Below are 15,279 nucleotides of genomic sequence, written 5' to 3' on the forward strand. Positions count from 1 at the left end.
ATGACTTTTCGGCTTTATGCCCGAATTAGCGTGAGAATTCAATCAGTCTACAGGACGCATTGCTGCAAAATTAACAATTTGCAAATATTTAAACCGCAGCGCGGGGATTCCTGAAGACGGCTCGCAGAGGTAATGTCACGGGCGAGACGCAGGGGCAGGGCTGTTGTACACTGCCGTGAAAGATTCGTGGTTAAATCAAGGTGGAACGCGTGGAATTACTTTCTCAATATGGGTTGTTTTTGGCCAAAATCGCGACGGTGGTGATTGCCATTGCCGTGGTTGCCGTTCTGATTGTCAACCTGACGCAGCGCAAGCGTCAGCGTGGGGAGTTACGCATCACCCGCCTGAGCGAGCAGTATAAAGAGATGCAGGAAGAGATGTCCCTCTCGCTGCTCGATAGCCATCAGCAGAAGCTGTGGCTGAAAGCCCAGAAGAAAAAACACAAGCAGGAAGCCAAAGCCGCGAAGGCGAAGGCAAAGCTCGCGACGCCGCAGGGCGACGCAAAACCCCGCGTCTATGTGCTCGATTTTAAAGGCAGCATGGATGCGCATGAAGTCGCTTCGCTGCGCGAAGAGGTGACTGCGGTTCTGGCCGTGGCAACGCCGCAGGATCAGGTGGTGGTGCGTCTTGAGAGCCCGGGCGGGGTGGTACACGGTTACGGGCTGGCCGCCTCACAGCTGCAGCGCCTGCGCGAGAAGCAGATCCCACTTACCGTGGCGGTAGATAAAGTCGCGGCGAGCGGCGGCTATATGATGGCCTGCGTGGCGGACAAAATCGTTGCGGCGCCGTTTTCCATCATAGGTTCCATTGGCGTGGTCGCACAGATCCCTAACTTTAACCGCTTCCTGAAAAATAAAGAGATTGATATCGAACTTCACACGGCGGGTCAGTACAAACGCACCCTGACGCTGCTGGGGGAAAACACGGAAGAGGGGCGCCAAAAATTCCGTGAAGATCTGAATGAAACTCACCATCTCTTTAAAGACTTCGTACATCGCATGCGCCCAACGCTGGATATTGAACAGGTGGCGACCGGTGAGCACTGGTACGGCATCCAGGCGCAGGAAAAAGGGCTGGTGGATGAAGTAGGTACCAGTGATGACCTGCTGCTCAACCTGATGGAAGGCAGGGAACTGGTAGGCGTGCGCTTTACACAGCGCAAACGGCTGATGGACCGCTTTACCAACAGTGCGGCGGAAAGCGCGGACCGCCTGCTGCTTCGCTGGCTACAGCGCGGACAAAAACCGCTGCTGTAAACAAAAACGCGAGGCATATGCCTCGCGTTTTGCATTAATCGACCAGGTGATATTTCTCTGAAAGCGTATGCGCCAGGTATTTAAACATATTAAACACGGCAGTGCTTTTCGGGGTCGGTAACCCCTGCTCGTCAAGGAAGTATTCGCCGCTGAAAACCAGCACGCCATTACGTTGCTCAACGCCGGTGGCTTCAATGCCTGCCAGCGTATCTTCATGGTCACGAATAAGCTTGTTTGCTTCGATAAGCAGAGAGGCTCGGTCAATGGGTTGGGTCGTATTCTGCATAATCCACTCCTTAAACAGTGACAATAGTCTACGCCGGGGGCGCTTTGGGGGCAAATTTTCCCTGTAATGTGAGGGGATAAGATGCAGAGGGCAGGTTGGCGGGATTTGTTTTTGCATGCTAATAAAGTTGCGTAACGAATTTTATCAGGTAGAGTGTGCGCTTTCGTCATTCTGGCAACAGAATTGCTTGACATTCGACCGGGAATTCGTCACGAATTATACGAGATGTGAAAAAAATACCCGAAAACTCAATGACCTGGATGTCGCCATTCTGACGTTCGGTAAGACATAGGGGTTGATATCCCCTGACGCAGTCGCAATATCATTGGCTCGTCGTCTGCGGAAGGGAAATCAACGTGCGGCGTATTCCTGGAAGAATTAAATTAGGTAAAGGTGAATATGGGTAAAGCTCTCGTCATCGTTGAGTCCCCGGCAAAAGCCAAAACGATCAATAAGTATCTGGGTAATGACTACGTGGTTAAGTCCAGCGTTGGTCACATCCGCGATTTGCCGACCAGTGGCTCAGCCAGCAAAAAGAGCGCAGACTCTACCTCCACCAAAGGGGCTAAAAAGCCTAAAAAGGATGAACGTAGCGCGCTTGTCAACCGCATGGGTGTTAACCCATGGCACAACTGGGATGCACAATATGAAGTGCTGCCCGGGAAAGAAAAAGTCGTTAACGAGCTGAAGCAGCTGGCTGAAAAAGCAGACCACATCTATCTCGCAACCGACCTTGACCGCGAAGGGGAAGCCATTGCGTGGCACCTGCGGGAAGTGATCGGCGGGGATGACAAACGCTACAGCCGCGTAGTGTTTAACGAAATTACAAAGAATGCGATTCGTCAGGCGTTTGAGAAGCCGGGCGAGCTGAATATCGACCGTGTGAACGCCCAGCAGGCGCGTCGCTTTATGGACCGCGTTGTGGGCTACATGGTTTCTCCCCTGCTGTGGAAAAAGATTGCCCGCGGCCTGTCTGCAGGACGCGTGCAGTCTGTAGCCGTGCGTCTTGTCGTTGAGCGTGAACGCGAAATTAAAGCCTTCGTGCCGGAAGAGTTCTGGGAAGTTGACGCCAATGTCACCACCCCGGGCGGTGATGCGCTGCCGCTACAGGTAAGCCATCACAACGATAAGCCTTTCCGTCCTGAAAACCGCGATCAGACCATGGCCGCCGTGGCGCTGCTGGAAAAAGCGCGCTATCAGGTACTGGAACGCGAAGATAAGCCGACCAGCAGCAAGCCTGGCGCGCCGTTTATCACGTCCACACTGCAACAGGCGGCGAGCACCCGTCTGGGTTACGGCGTGAAGAAAACCATGATGATGGCCCAGCGCTTGTATGAAGCGGGTTACATCACCTACATGCGTACTGACTCAACGAACCTGAGCCAGGACGCGGTGAACATGGTGCGCGGCTACATCAGCGATAACTTCGGTAAAAAATACCTGCCGGAAAGCGCCAACCAGTTCGCCAGCAAAGAGAATTCTCAGGAAGCGCACGAAGCGATTCGTCCCTCTGATGTCTCTGTTTTAGCCGAGTCGCTGAAGGATATGGAAGCCGACGCCCAGAAGCTGTATCAGCTGATCTGGCGTCAGTTTGTCGCGTGTCAGATGACGCCAGCGAAATATGATTCCACTACGCTGACCGTTGGCGCGGGCGACTTCCGCCTCAAGGCACGCGGTCGTATTCTGCGTTTCGACGGCTGGACGAAAGTGATGCCTGCGCTGCGTAAAGGTGATGAAGACCGTACGCTGCCTGCGGTAAACAAAGGCGACGAGTTGTCGCTTGTCGACCTGGTTCCGGCCCAGCACTTCACCAAGCCGCCTGCGCGCTTTAGTGAAGCGTCGTTGGTCAAAGAGCTGGAAAAACGCGGGATTGGCCGTCCGTCAACTTACGCCTCAATCATCTCGACCATTCAGGACCGCGGTTACGTTCGCGTAGAGAACCGCCGTTTCTATGCCGAAAAAATGGGTGAGATTGTCACTGACCGTCTGGAAGCTAACTTCCGCGAATTGATGAACTACGACTTCACCGCGCAGATGGAAGACAGCCTCGACGAAGTGGCCAGTCACAAGGCGGAGTGGAAGAAGGTTCTCGATAGCTTCTTCAGCGACTTTACCAACCAGCTTGAGAAAGCGGAGAAAGATCCTGAAGAGGGCGGCATGCTGCCTAACCAGATGGTTCTGACCAGCATCGACTGCCCGACCTGCGGCCGCAAGATGGGGATCCGTACTGCGACAACGGGCGTGTTCCTTGGCTGTTCAGGCTATGCGCTGCCACCAAAAGAGCGCTGCAAAACAACCATCAACCTGGTGCCGGAGAACGAAGTTCTCAACGTGCTGGAAGGTGATGATGCGGAAACCAACGCCCTGCGCGCGAAACGCCGCTGCAAAAAATGCGGCACGGCGATGGACAGCTATCTGATCGATCCTAAACGTAAGCTGCACGTGTGTGGTAACAACCCGACGTGCGACGGGTATGAGATCGAAGAGGGTGAGTTCCGCATTAAAGGCTATGACGGCCCGATTGTGGAGTGCGAGAAGTGTGGCTCTGAAATGCACCTGAAAATGGGGCGTTTTGGTAAGTACATGGCCTGCACCAACGACGAGTGTAAGAACACGCGCAAAATTCTGCGCAATGGTGAGGTTGCTCCGCCGAAGGAAGATCCGGTTCCGCTGCCAGAATTGCCGTGTGAAAAATCCGACGCGTACTTCGTGCTGCGTGATGGTGCCGCAGGTGTCTTCCTGGCCGCCAACACCTTCCCGAAATCGCGTGAAACGCGCGCCCCGCTGGTGGAAGAGCTGCATCGCTTCCGCGATCGTCTGCCTGAGAAGCTGCGTTATCTGGCCGATGCGCCACAGCAGGATCCTGAAGGCAATAAGACGGTGGTCCGTTTTAGCCGTAAAACGAAGCAGCAGTACGTTGCGGCAGAGAAAGAGGGTAAAGCGACCGGATGGTCCGCCTTCTTTGTCGATGGCAAATGGGTTGAAGGCAAGAAATAATCTTTCTTAACCGTAGCTTACCCTTGAAAGGGCCGGACTTCCGGCCCTTTTTTATTACCTTATTATTATTTTTTGTTCCGTACTATACAGTCAGGCTATAAGTGATATAGTGGTTATAGTTAACCCTTTTTTTATTATCAAATCGTCTTAAGCGATTGACCGCGTGCGCTAAATCGGATGGTCTGGCATGAAATTACAACAGCTTCGTTATATCGTTGAGGTGGTGAATCACAACCTTAATGTCTCTTCCACCGCCGAGGGGCTATATACCTCGCAACCGGGCATCAGCAAGCAGGTTCGCATGCTGGAGGATGAATTAGGTATTCAGATTTTCGCCCGCAGTGGTAAGCACCTTACCCAGGTGACGCCAGCGGGGCAGGAAATCATCCGTATTGCGCGGGAAGTCCTTTCCAAAGTCGATGCGATTAAGTCTGTGGCGGGGGAACATACCTGGCCGGATAAAGGCTCGCTGTATATTGCCACGACGCACACCCAGGCGCGCTATGCGCTACCGGGCGTTATCAAGGGCTTTATCGAGCGTTATCCGCGCGTCTCCCTGCATATGCACCAGGGATCGCCGACGCAAATTGCGGAGGCGGTGTCGAAGGGCAATGCAGATTTTGCCATTGCAACGGAAGCGCTCCATCTCTATGACGATCTGGTCATGCTGCCGTGCTATCACTGGAACCGCTCCATTGTGGTGACCCCTGATCATCCGCTGGCGGGCAAAGGGTCGGTGTCAATCGAAGAGCTGGCGCAATATCCTCTGGTCACCTACACGTTTGGCTTCACCGGACGATCTGAGCTTGATACCGCCTTCAACCGGGCCGGGTTAACGCCGCGGATTGTCTTTACCGCCACCGATGCAGACGTCATAAAGACCTATGTACGGCTTGGCCTGGGGGTAGGGGTGATCGCCAGCATGGCGGTCGACCCGGTGTCAGACCCTGACCTGGTGCGTCTTGATGCGCATGATATTTTCAGCCACAGCACGACAAAAATTGGCTTCCGCCGCAGTACCTTCCTGCGAAGCTATATGTATGATTTTATTCAGCGCTTTGCTCCGCATTTAACGCGTGACGTGGTGGATACCGCCGTGGCATTACGATCAAATGAAGATATCGAAGAGATGTTTAAAGATATCAAACTCCCCGAAAAATAATCACACCCGGTATCTTTCCCTGAGGGAAAGATACCGAAATATCGGCTTAAAGCTAAATTAGAATTATCATCATCTGCACTTCCCGTGCCATATATTGTCATTATCCTTTTAATTTGTGTGGCTTTAATGTCGTGAATTGGCGACAAAAATAGAAACTAATTAACGGCTACGCAAATTTTTCTTTTCAAATATTTATTTCTGGTCAAAAGATTGAATATTTCATGCCTCTTGATGCGTAAATTCACTGGCTTTTCGGCTAAAGTTTCTTTAGGATTTATCTCAACAGATGGTTAATTGTACCAATTGTTTGGTCCTAAATGATAAGCGATATCGATTGTATGAGGTTAGCAATGCCTTCAGGAAGTGAAGAACCGCAAAGGGATCCTGCGCTCAAGCGTAAAGCCTGGCTGGCGGTCTTTCTCGTTTCCGCCCTGTTCTGGGTGATGGTTGCTCTCCTGGCCTGGAAATATTGGGGTTGAATATGGCAGTGACGGTACGTACAGAAACGGCAAAGCGGATGTGTCAGCATCATGACACTGTTCACAAGGGACGCAAAGCGCCTGCAACAGCAGTGCCAGCATCCTGGAAACTGACGCCGCAGCAGCAGGCTTTTATTGATGTGTTCGCGGAAGACGAACCCAAAAAACAATAATTTAGTTTATTGCGTAATGATGCAATTAGTCTGAATAATGACTATGCGCCTTTGTACTCTTTAATAAATACACATCAGCAATATAGCACGAGGACCTGCCTCGGAATGTTTAATAAATAATGCCAGGTGTCCCTATGATGAATAACATGATGTCTCAAAAATACTGGTCATGGATCGGCGTTTTTACCCTGTCGATTCTGTTCTGGAGTCAGCTCATCTGGCTGGCCGTCCACTAAATCATAAAACCTCGCTGCGGCGGGGTTTTTTGTTTTACCCTCCTCTGGACCATTCCTAAATTTATCAATTTGGGTTGTTATCAAAACGTTACGACATCTTTGTGTTATCTTTAATTACGGCCCTGATGATTGTCAGGACATCTCTGTAATTAAGGAGGAGCTTATGTCGTTAACCCTACGCGAAGCCAGTAAGGACACGTTACAGGCAGAAAATAAAACCTGGCACTACTATAGCCTGCCGCTGGCTGCCAGAACGCTTGGGGACATTTCGCGTTTACCCAAGTCCTTGAAAGTTTTGCTGGAAAATCTCTTGCGCTGGCAGGACGGTGACTCCGTGACCCTTGACGATATTCAGGCGCTGGCAGTGTGGCTTAAGAATGCCCATGCCGACAGAGAAATTGCCTACCGCCCGGCAAGGGTCCTGATGCAGGACTTCACCGGCGTTCCTGCCGTGGTGGATCTCGCCGCCATGCGTGAGGCGGTTAAACGCCTCGGCGGCGATACGGCTAAAGTGAACCCGCTTTCACCCGTCGACCTCGTGATTGACCACTCAGTAACCGTTGACCACTTCGGTGATGACGATGCCTTTGGCGAGAACGTGCGTCTCGAGATGGAGCGAAATCACGAGCGTTATGTCTTCCTGAAGTGGGGTCAGCAGGCGTTCAGCCGCTTTAGCGTGGTTCCACCCGGCACCGGTATTTGTCACCAGGTTAACCTTGAATATCTCGGTAAAGCCGTCTGGAGTGAATTGCAGGACAAAGAGTGGGTGGCTTATCCGGACACGCTGGTGGGTACAGATTCCCACACCACCATGATTAACGGCCTCGGCGTGCTGGGTTGGGGTGTCGGCGGTATCGAAGCGGAAGCCGCCATGCTCGGTCAGCCGGTATCCATGCTTATCCCTGATGTTGTGGGCTTTAAGCTCACCGGGAAGCTGTCTGAAGGCATTACCGCCACCGATCTGGTGCTCACCGTTACCCAGATGCTGCGTAAGCATGGTGTGGTGGGAAAATTTGTTGAATTTTACGGTGACGGGCTGGATTCGCTGCCGCTGGCTGACCGCGCGACCATCGCCAACATGGCGCCAGAATATGGTGCAACCTGCGGATTTTTCCCCATTGATGACGTCACGCTGGAGTACATGCGCCTGAGCGGACGCAGCGAAGAGCAGGTGGCGCTGGTGGAGGCGTATACCAAAGCGCAGGGCATGTGGCGCAATCCGGGGGATGAGCCGGTATTTACCAGCACGCTTGCGCTTGACATGGGAAGCGTTGAGGCGAGCCTCGCCGGTCCGAAACGTCCGCAGGATCGCGTAGCGTTAAGCGACGTGCCAAAAGCGTTTGCCGCAAGCAACGAGCTGGAAGTTAACGTGGCGAAGAAGGACCATCGCCCAATCGACTATGTTCTGAACGGACATCAGTATCAGCTCCCGGACGGCGCGGTTGTCATAGCCGCCATTACCTCCTGCACCAACACCTCAAACCCCAGCGTATTAATGGCTGCCGGCCTGCTGGCTAAAAAAGCGGTTGAGCTGGGACTGAAACCACAGCCCTGGGTCAAAGCCTCCCTGGCACCGGGCTCCAAAGTGGTCTCGGATTACCTGGCGCAGGCCAGGCTAACGCCGTATCTTGATGAGCTGGGCTTTAACCTCGTGGGCTATGGCTGTACCACCTGCATCGGTAACTCCGGCCCGCTGCCTGAACCTATTGAAACGGCGATCAAGCAGGGCGATCTGACGGTTGGCGCAGTCCTTTCCGGTAACCGTAACTTTGAAGGACGTATTCATCCGCTGGTGAAAACCAACTGGCTCGCTTCGCCGCCGCTGGTGGTGGCCTACGCGCTCGCCGGGAACATGAATATCAACCTGGCTACCGATCCTATTGGTCACGACCGCAAGAATGAGCCGGTCTATCTGAAAGATATCTGGCCGTCCTCACGTGAAATTGCGATGGCCGTTGAAAAGGTCTCCACCGAGATGTTCCGCAAAGAGTATGCGGAAGTGTTTGAAGGCACGCCGGAATGGAAAGCCATCAACGTTGTGGGCTCGGACACCTATGACTGGCAGGACGATTCCACCTATATCCGCCTGTCGCCGTTCTTTGATGAGATGCTGGCCGAGCCTGCACCGCTTCAGGATATTCACGGGGCGCGCATACTGGCGATGCTGGGGGATTCCGTCACCACTGACCATATCTCTCCGGCGGGGAGCATCAAAGCCGACAGCCCGGCGGGCCGTTATCTGCAAAGCCGGGGCGTGGAGCGCCGCGATTTTAACTCCTACGGATCGCGCCGCGGTAACCATGAAGTAATGATGCGCGGGACGTTTGCCAACATCCGCATTCGTAACGAAATGGTTCCGGGCGTGGAAGGGGGGATGACGCGTCATCTTCCGGGGACGGAAGTCGTGTCGATTTATGACGCAGCCGTCAAATATCAGCAGGAAGGTACGCCGCTGGCGGTGATCGCCGGGAAAGAGTACGGTTCCGGCTCCAGTCGTGACTGGGCGGCGAAAGGTCCGCGACTGCTTGGCGTTCGCGTGGTCATCGCCGAGTCGTTTGAACGTATTCACCGCTCGAACCTGATTGGCATGGGGATCCTGCCGCTTGAGTTCCCGCAGGGCGTCACGCGCAAAACGCTGGGCCTGACGGGGGAAGAGCAGATTGATATTAGCGGCCTGCAAAACCTGCAGCCGGGCAAAACGGTGCCGGTGAAGCTTACGCGAGCAGACGGGAAAAGCGAGGTACTGGAATGCCGGTGTCGTATTGATACGGCAACCGAACTGACCTACTACCAGAACGACGGCATTTTACATTATGTGATTCGTAAAATGCTGGATTGATAAAAAAAGCCCGGCATCTGTGCCGGGCTTTTTACTTTCACTCTTTCAGAAGATGTCCCATTTTAGCCGCCTTGGTATCGAGATAGTGGGCATTTTTCGGGTTGCGGCCGACAATCAGCGGTACGCGCTCGACGATGTTGATCCCGGCTTCGGTGAGGATTTCCACCTTTTTGGGATTATTGGTCAGCAGGCGAACCTCGTCCACGCCCAGCAGCTTGAACATATCGGCGCAGAGGGTGAAATCACGTTCATCAGCGGCAAAACCGAGCTGGTGGTTGGCTTCCACCGTATCGTAGCCCTGGTCCTGCAGCGCGTAAGCGCGGATTTTATTCAGCAGACCAATGTTACGACCTTCCTGACGGTGATAGAGCAGCACGCCGCGGCCTTCTTCGGCAATATGGGTAAGGGCAGCTTCGAGCTGGAAACCGCAATCACAGCGCAGGCTGAACAACGCGTCGCCGGTCAGACACTCCGAATGGACGCGGGACAGCACCGGCGTCTGCCCTGAAATGTCGCCGTAGACCAGCGCGACATGATCCTGTCCGGTTGCCAGTTCTTCAAACCCCACCATCAGGAAATCGCCCCATGGGGTTGGCAGTTTGGCTTCTGCCACACGTTTAAGCTGCATGTGATTCTCCAGAGTAGGCTGACACGTTTCGTGCCTTGCGCCTGTTTTGCTTTCTGTATTTGTCCATTTTGCCACAAGCTCAGCACGTTCGCCTAATGGGCGCCATGCTATATGAACGTTAAACGCACGATCCGACATATCCACCCATCGAATGAATTTCAGTTATGATTGTGAGGCTTAGCGAAAAAGGAGAAGACATGCTTTCAATCGCCAGACGTACGGCAGCAGGCGCGGCCATTTTACTGATTATGCCTTTGGCCGTGTGGGTCTCCGGCTGGATGTGGCAGCCGGGGCAGAATGCCACGTGGCTGAAAACGTTATACTGGGTAACGGAGACGGTCACGCAGCCGTGGGGAATTATTACCCACGTTATCCTCTGCGGCTGGTTCTTGTGGTGCCTGCGCTTTCGACTGCGCGCGGCGTTGATGCTCTTTGCTATCCTCGGTGGCGCGATCGTTATTGGACAGGGCGTGAAGTCCTGGGTGAAGGATCACGTTCAGGAGCCAAGACCTTTTGTCGTCTGGCTGGAAAAAGCGCACCATGTTCCGGTGGATGAGTTCTACAATTTAAAGCGTAAAGATCGCGGCGCGCTGGTGAAAGAACAGCTTTCAGAACAGGAAGATATTCCAAAGTTCCTGCGTAAGCACTGGCAAAAAGAGACGGGATTCGCGTTTCCTTCCGGCCATACGATGTTTGCAGCCAGCTGGGCGTTGCTGGGCGTTGGGCTGCTTTGGCCTCGACGTCGCACCATGACCATCGCGATTTTACTGGTTTGGGCGACAGGGGTGATGGGCAGCCGCTTGCTGCTGGGAATGCACTGGCCGCGGGATCTGGTGGTCGCTACGCTGATCTCCTGGATGCTGGTGACGCTGGCAACCTGGCTTGCAGAACGGTTCTGCGGCCCGCTCACGCCACCGCCTGAAGAGAAAGAAGAGATCGCCGAAAGGGAGCAAAGCGACGCCTGACGGTTGATATTGTGCATTTTGCCCATAAATCCATGACGTGCGCGTTACTTTTTCCGTTTCGCGCCCGTCGCTAAAATGGTAGTTTATAAGGCTGATTGCGGTGAGTTGAACACACTTTATTCGCTTGAACCACATAACGGGAAGTAATGTGAAATATTTACTCATTTTCTTACTGGTATTGGCGATTTTTGTCATTTCAGTCACATTGGGTGCACAAAACGATCAACAGGTGACGTTTAACTATCTGCTGGCGCAGGGTGAGTATCGGGTCTCCAGCCTGCTGGCGGTCTTATTTGCTGCAGGCTTTGCCATCGGCTGGCTGGTTTGCGGTCTTTTCTGGTTGAAAGTTCGTGTTTCTCTTGCGCGCGCTGAACGTAAAATTAAACGACTTGAACAGCACATTGCGCCTGCGTCCGACATGCCGGAAAGTTCAGGTGTGCCGGTCGTGAAGGAATAATCGACTATGCTGGAGTTGTTGTTTCTGCTTTTGCCTGTAGCCGCAGCCTATGGCTGGTATATGGGCCGCAGAAGTGCGCAACAAACGAAACAGGATGAGGCTAACCGACTCTCCCGCGACTACGTTGCGGGGGTGAACTTCCTCCTGAGCAATCAGCAGGACAAAGCGGTAGACCTGTTCCTCGATATGCTGAAAGAGGATACGGGGACCGTCGAAGCCCACCTCACTCTCGGTAACCTGTTCCGCTCGCGCGGCGAGGTTGACCGCGCTATCCGTATCCACCAGACCCTGATGGAAAGCGCCTCCCTGACCTACGAACAACGTCTCCTGGCGGTACAACAGCTGGGCCGAGACTATATGGCCGCGGGGCTGTACGATCGCGCTGAAGATATGTTCACACAGCTGGTGGATGAAACGGATTTCCGTATCGGCGCGTTGCAGCAGTTACTGCAGATTTACCAGGCCACCAGCGACTGGCAGAAAGCCATTGATACGGCCGAGCGTCTGGTGAAGCTGGGCAAAGACAAGCAGCGCGTTGAAATTGCGCATTTCTACTGCGAGCTTGCCCTTCAGCAGATGGGCAACGACGACATGGACAAAGCCATGGCGTTGCTCAAGAAAGGCGCCGCCGCAGACCGCAATAGCGCGCGTATCTCTATCATGATGGGGCGCGTTTTTATTGCCAGCGGCGACTACGCTAAAGCCGTTGAAAGCCTGATGCGGGTGATTGACCAGGACAAAGAGCTGGTCAGCGAAACGCTTGAAATGCTGCAAACCTGCTATCAGCAGCTGGACAAGCAGGAAGAGTGGGTGGCATTTCTGCGTCGTTGCGTGGAAGAGAATACCGGCGCGACCGCTGAGCTGATGCTCTCTGACGTGGTTGAGCAGTATGAGGGGAGCGACACCGCACAGGTTTATATTACCCGTCAGCTGCAACGTCATCCCACGATGCGCGTATTCCACAAGCTGATGGACTACCATCTGAACGATGCGGAAGAAGGGCGCGCGAAAGAGAGTCTGATGGTACTGCGCGACATGGTTGGCGAGCAGGTGCGCAGCAAGCCGCGCTACCGTTGCCAGAAGTGTGGTTTTACCGCCTACACGCTCTACTGGCATTGTCCGTCCTGCCGGGCCTGGTCCACCATCAAGCCAATTCGCGGCCTGGATGGGCAGTAATTTTTTTAAAAGCCTTCATTTTAGTTACAACATACTGATGGCTTTTACCACTTTCTCAACACCGTGCGGCTTGCTGGCCTGGCAGGGGCATAAATGGATTCTGTCAATTTGCGGCGACGGCAGGTAGAATGCAGGCCGTTTATCTGTTCCGCGCCGCTGCGCGCCCATAGACGAAAAGGGCTGGTCATGACGTCTGTTACTTCCTCCACTTCCCGCGTTATTACGGATTCTCCTGTTGTTGTTGCGCTTGATTACAATAAGCGTGACGCAGCGCTGGCCTTTGTCGACGGTATCGATCCTCGCGATTGTCGTCTGAAAGTTGGTAAAGAGATGTTCACGCTGTTTGGACCGCAAATCGTCCGCGATCTGCAGCAGCGTGGTTTCGATGTCTTCCTCGATCTCAAATTCCATGATATCCCGAACACCACGGCGCACGCGGTTGCCGCCGCTGCGGAACTGGGTGTATGGATGGTCAACGTCCACGCGTCGGGCGGGGCGAGAATGATGACAGCCGCTCGCGAAGCACTCCTGCCGTTCGGCAACGATGCGCCATTACTGATTGCGGTTACCGTGCTGACCAGCATGGATGACAGCGACTTGCGCGACCTCGGCGTGACGTTGTCACCGGCCGGGCATGCCGAACGTCTCGCGCGTCTGACGCAGAGCTGTGGTCTCGATGGCGTCGTTTGCTCCGCGCAGGAAGCGGTACGCTTTAAGTCAGAATTGGGCAAAGATTTTAAACTGGTCACGCCAGGCATTCGTCCTGCTGGCAGCGACGTGGGCGATCAGCGACGCATTATGACGCCTGAGCAGGCGCTGGCAGCAGGCGTTGACTACATGGTTATCGGCCGGCCGGTGACGCAGTCTGTGAACCCGGCGGAGACGCTTAAGGCTATCAACGCATCACTGAAAAAGGGGGCGCAATGACTGATTCCAACAGTCGGCTGGTCTACTCGACGGAAAGCGGGCGCATAGACGAACCGAAAACGAAAGCAGAACGTCCGAAAGGTGACGGTATTGTTCGTATCCAGCGTCAGACCAGCGGGCGAAAAGGAAAGGGAGTCTGCCTGATCTCCGGGATTGATCTGGATGATGCGGAGCTGAACAAGCTGGCAGCAGAGTTGAAGAAAAAATGTGGCTGCGGCGGCGCCGTGAAGGACGGCATTATCGAAATTCAGGGTGATAAACGCGATTTAATTAAATCGCTCCTTGAAGCCAAAGGCATGAAAGTTAAACTGGCAGGCGGCTAAAATAAATAAGCCACGGCAAATGCCGTGGCTCGTGTTATATACGTGCGTTAGTCAGACCTGAAATGCGATGCTAAATCGCCTTAATGGGAAGGCTGATAGAATAATTATTTGCCAACCTGGTGACCGATAATACCACCGACAGCAGCGCCGCCTAATGTACCCAGCGTACTACCATCCGTTAATACTGCACCACCGAGCGCACCAGCACCGGCGCCAATTGCGGTGTTACGGTCACGTTTAGACCAGTTAGAGCAAGCGCTCAGGGACATTGCTACAGTGATTGCCAGAACAGCGGCGGCTAATTTTTTGCTGGTTAAGGTCATAATACTTTCTCCTGAATTATCGATTCACGGAAAGATGTACACATTAAGTATAGTCAAAATGAATACTCAATTCTTTTTTCCGTGAAAGCTGGTCGCGCAGGCGTTACGTAATCACGCAGGTGATAGTCACTTCCTGTTATATCGCTAACATTAATTTTACGACTTTACGGCAGGTTAAACAGGTAAAAACTCTTAAAGGATGGATAGGAATCCTCTCAGACGAAGGGGGCATATGCGCCCGGAATACGGGCGCAAATGGACTCAGGCGGGCGTTTTAATAATATCGACAATGAGACCGTCATCTTCCAGTTTATTACGATGTTCGTCGCTTAACCTTTCATCGGTAATTACGCGGCTAAAGCGTGAGGCTGGACCCATGGTGTAAGGATGGACGGCGCCAAATTTAGAGCTGTCGGTCAGCACAATAGCTTCACACTCTTTTTCCAGAACGGCATTCACAACGTCAGATCGCATCATATCCCGGCCGGTGAAGCCTGTCTCCGGCTGCCAGCCGTCAATACCGATAAACGCCTTACTGAAATGAACCTGCTGGACATACTGCCGGGTTAGCGGGCCTACCATGCTCTCACTTTTTTTCTGGTAAATGCCGCCCAGCAAAATCACCTCACAGCGCGTCTCTTTGAGCAAATGGGCGATATAGCTGCTGACGGTGATGATGGTAACGTCTTTTTGTTCGGCGAGCGTACGTGCCAGAAGAGCGTTGCTGCTGCCGTTTTCAATAAAGACCGTCTCGCCAGGGTTTACCAGCGATGCGGCAAATTCTGCCAGTTCTCGTTTAAGCGCGTAGTTATTCATCATGCGCGTCTCAACGTCGTCGCTGTCCAGCGGCACGGCATAGCCATGCGCACGGCGCAGGTAGCTCTGTTTTTCCAGCAGATTAAGATCCTGACGGATGGTCACTTCTGAAACGCCGGTGGTTTTAGCCAGCTCAACGACGCTTACGCGCCCCTGATCGATGACCATCTGCAAAATGAGTTGTTGTCGGGAATTCATAGCATCCAATTAATAAAGCGAAACGAGGTCTGAGACAG

The 15,279-nt window shown here is 53.4% G+C and carries 16 protein-coding genes; 12 read left to right on the forward strand and 4 right to left on the reverse strand.

Annotation, left to right across the window (positions count from 1 at the left end; all coding sequences use genetic code 11):
* The first annotated feature begins 209 nt into the window (after window positions 1-209).
* Complete coding sequence (gene sohB, locus ACTJI7_RS13040; protein ID WP_041909637.1) at window positions 210-1,256, forward strand: protease SohB; 1,047 nt, start codon at window positions 210-212, stop codon at window positions 1,254-1,256.
* 34 nt (window positions 1,257-1,290) lie between these two features.
* Here sohB and ACTJI7_RS13045 read toward each other — a convergent pair whose 3' ends face one another.
* Entirely contained in the window at window positions 1,291-1,542 is a 252-nt protein-coding gene (locus ACTJI7_RS13045) for a YciN family protein (protein ID WP_003856804.1), read from the reverse strand.
* A gap of 399 nt (window positions 1,543-1,941) precedes the next feature.
* On the opposite strand from ACTJI7_RS13045, the gene topA reads away from it, so the two are divergent.
* The 6 genes from topA (at window position 1,942) to acnA (ending at window position 9,428) form a co-directional block, all read left to right on the forward strand.
* Window positions 1,942-4,539, forward strand: coding sequence for a type I DNA topoisomerase (gene topA / locus ACTJI7_RS13050; RefSeq protein WP_041909639.1), 2,598 nt, complete (start codon window positions 1,942-1,944; stop codon window positions 4,537-4,539).
* Window positions 4,540-4,726: 187 nt separating this feature from the next.
* Complete coding sequence (gene cysB / locus ACTJI7_RS13055) at window positions 4,727-5,701, forward strand: HTH-type transcriptional regulator CysB (protein WP_028013403.1); 975 nt, start codon at window positions 4,727-4,729, stop codon at window positions 5,699-5,701.
* A 338-nt stretch (window positions 5,702-6,039) separates the two neighbouring features.
* On the forward strand, window positions 6,040-6,180 hold the full coding sequence (locus ACTJI7_RS13060; protein ID WP_213743510.1) for a YmiA family putative membrane protein: 141 nt from the start codon (window positions 6,040-6,042) through the stop codon (window positions 6,178-6,180).
* A 2-nt stretch (window positions 6,181-6,182) separates the two neighbouring features.
* On the forward strand, window positions 6,183-6,353 hold the full coding sequence (locus ACTJI7_RS13065; RefSeq protein ID WP_032644881.1) for a hypothetical protein: 171 nt from the start codon (window positions 6,183-6,185) through the stop codon (window positions 6,351-6,353).
* A gap of 137 nt (window positions 6,354-6,490) precedes the next feature.
* A complete protein-coding gene (gene ymiC, locus ACTJI7_RS13070) occupies window positions 6,491-6,589 on the forward strand; it encodes a small membrane protein YmiC (RefSeq protein ID WP_032644994.1) in 99 nt (32 codons plus the stop codon).
* Window positions 6,590-6,752: 163 nt separating this feature from the next.
* The gene (acnA, locus tag ACTJI7_RS13075) at window positions 6,753-9,428 is read left to right on the forward strand and encodes an aconitate hydratase AcnA (protein WP_440669405.1); all 2,676 of its coding nucleotides are present in this window, start codon (window positions 6,753-6,755) and stop codon (window positions 9,426-9,428) included.
* A 37-nt stretch (window positions 9,429-9,465) separates the two neighbouring features.
* On the opposite strand, the gene ribA is transcribed toward acnA, so the two are convergent.
* Complete coding sequence (gene ribA, locus ACTJI7_RS13080; protein ID WP_028013401.1) at window positions 9,466-10,056, reverse strand: GTP cyclohydrolase II; 591 nt, start codon at window positions 10,054-10,056, stop codon at window positions 9,466-9,468.
* A 197-nt stretch (window positions 10,057-10,253) separates the two neighbouring features.
* Here ribA and pgpB point away from each other — a divergent pair, with 197 nt between their 5' ends.
* The 5 genes from pgpB to yciH all read left to right on the forward strand — a co-directional run bounded on the left by pgpB (window position 10,254) and on the right by yciH (window position 13,904).
* Window positions 10,254-11,021, forward strand: coding sequence for a phosphatidylglycerophosphatase B (gene pgpB, locus ACTJI7_RS13085; protein WP_028013400.1), 768 nt, complete (start codon window positions 10,254-10,256; stop codon window positions 11,019-11,021).
* Between the two features lie 148 nt (window positions 11,022-11,169).
* Window positions 11,170-11,478: a LapA family protein gene (locus ACTJI7_RS13090; RefSeq protein ID WP_028013399.1), complete on the forward strand. Its 309-nt coding sequence runs from the start codon at window positions 11,170-11,172 to the stop codon at window positions 11,476-11,478.
* A 6-nt stretch (window positions 11,479-11,484) separates the two neighbouring features.
* Window positions 11,485-12,654 (forward strand): lipopolysaccharide assembly protein LapB, encoded by a 1,170-nt coding sequence (gene lapB, locus ACTJI7_RS13095; protein WP_440669407.1) that lies wholly within the window; start codon window positions 11,485-11,487, stop codon window positions 12,652-12,654.
* Between the two features lie 186 nt (window positions 12,655-12,840).
* Window positions 12,841-13,581, forward strand: coding sequence for an orotidine-5'-phosphate decarboxylase (gene pyrF, locus ACTJI7_RS13100; RefSeq protein WP_028013397.1), 741 nt, complete (start codon window positions 12,841-12,843; stop codon window positions 13,579-13,581).
* Window positions 13,578-13,904: a stress response translation initiation inhibitor YciH gene (yciH, locus tag ACTJI7_RS13105; RefSeq protein WP_045630534.1), complete on the forward strand. Its 327-nt coding sequence runs from the start codon at window positions 13,578-13,580 to the stop codon at window positions 13,902-13,904. Before pyrF ends, yciH begins: the two co-directional genes overlap by 4 nt.
* A gap of 104 nt (window positions 13,905-14,008) precedes the next feature.
* Here yciH and osmB read toward each other — a convergent pair whose 3' ends face one another.
* Entirely contained in the window at window positions 14,009-14,227 is a 219-nt protein-coding gene (osmB, locus tag ACTJI7_RS13110; RefSeq protein WP_008501216.1) for an osmotically-inducible lipoprotein OsmB, read from the reverse strand.
* 261 nt (window positions 14,228-14,488) lie between these two features.
* Window positions 14,489-15,241, reverse strand: a complete 753-nt coding sequence (yciT, locus tag ACTJI7_RS13115; protein ID WP_041909650.1) for a DNA-binding transcriptional regulator YciT — start codon at window positions 15,239-15,241, stop codon at window positions 14,489-14,491.
* Window positions 15,242-15,279 lie beyond the last annotated feature (38 nt).

Origin of the sequence: Enterobacter sp. 22499 (assembly GCF_052044815.1) — a bacterium.
Taxonomy (GTDB): Bacteria; Pseudomonadota; Gammaproteobacteria; order Enterobacterales; family Enterobacteriaceae; genus Enterobacter; species Enterobacter bugandensis.

What these genes read in the sequence shown, in the direction of transcription:
- ACTJI7_RS13045 (WP_003856804.1), bottom strand. Translation starts at nt 1,542, where the DNA reads ATGCAGAATACGACCCAACCCATTGACCGAGCCTCTCTGCTTATCGAA.
- topA (WP_041909639.1), top strand. Translation starts at nt 1,942, where the DNA reads ATGGGTAAAGCTCTCGTCATCGTTGAGTCCCCGGCAAAAGCCAAAACG.
- cysB (WP_028013403.1), top strand. Translation starts at nt 4,727, where the DNA reads ATGAAATTACAACAGCTTCGTTATATCGTTGAGGTGGTGAATCACAAC.
- ACTJI7_RS13060 (WP_213743510.1), top strand. Translation starts at nt 6,040, where the DNA reads ATGAGGTTAGCAATGCCTTCAGGAAGTGAAGAACCGCAAAGGGATCCT.
- ACTJI7_RS13065 (WP_032644881.1), top strand. Translation starts at nt 6,183, where the DNA reads ATGGCAGTGACGGTACGTACAGAAACGGCAAAGCGGATGTGTCAGCAT.
- ymiC (WP_032644994.1), top strand. Translation starts at nt 6,491, where the DNA reads ATGAATAACATGATGTCTCAAAAATACTGGTCATGGATCGGCGTTTTT.
- acnA (WP_440669405.1), top strand. Translation starts at nt 6,753, where the DNA reads ATGTCGTTAACCCTACGCGAAGCCAGTAAGGACACGTTACAGGCAGAA.
- ribA (WP_028013401.1), bottom strand. Translation starts at nt 10,056, where the DNA reads ATGCAGCTTAAACGTGTGGCAGAAGCCAAACTGCCAACCCCATGGGGC.
- pgpB (WP_028013400.1), top strand. Translation starts at nt 10,254, where the DNA reads ATGCTTTCAATCGCCAGACGTACGGCAGCAGGCGCGGCCATTTTACTG.
- lapB (WP_440669407.1), top strand. Translation starts at nt 11,485, where the DNA reads ATGCTGGAGTTGTTGTTTCTGCTTTTGCCTGTAGCCGCAGCCTATGGC.
- pyrF (WP_028013397.1), top strand. Translation starts at nt 12,841, where the DNA reads ATGACGTCTGTTACTTCCTCCACTTCCCGCGTTATTACGGATTCTCCT.
- yciH (WP_045630534.1), top strand. Translation starts at nt 13,578, where the DNA reads ATGACTGATTCCAACAGTCGGCTGGTCTACTCGACGGAAAGCGGGCGC.
- osmB (WP_008501216.1), bottom strand. Translation starts at nt 14,227, where the DNA reads ATGACCTTAACCAGCAAAAAATTAGCCGCCGCTGTTCTGGCAATCACT.
- yciT (WP_041909650.1), bottom strand. Translation starts at nt 15,241, where the DNA reads ATGAATTCCCGACAACAACTCATTTTGCAGATGGTCATCGATCAGGGG.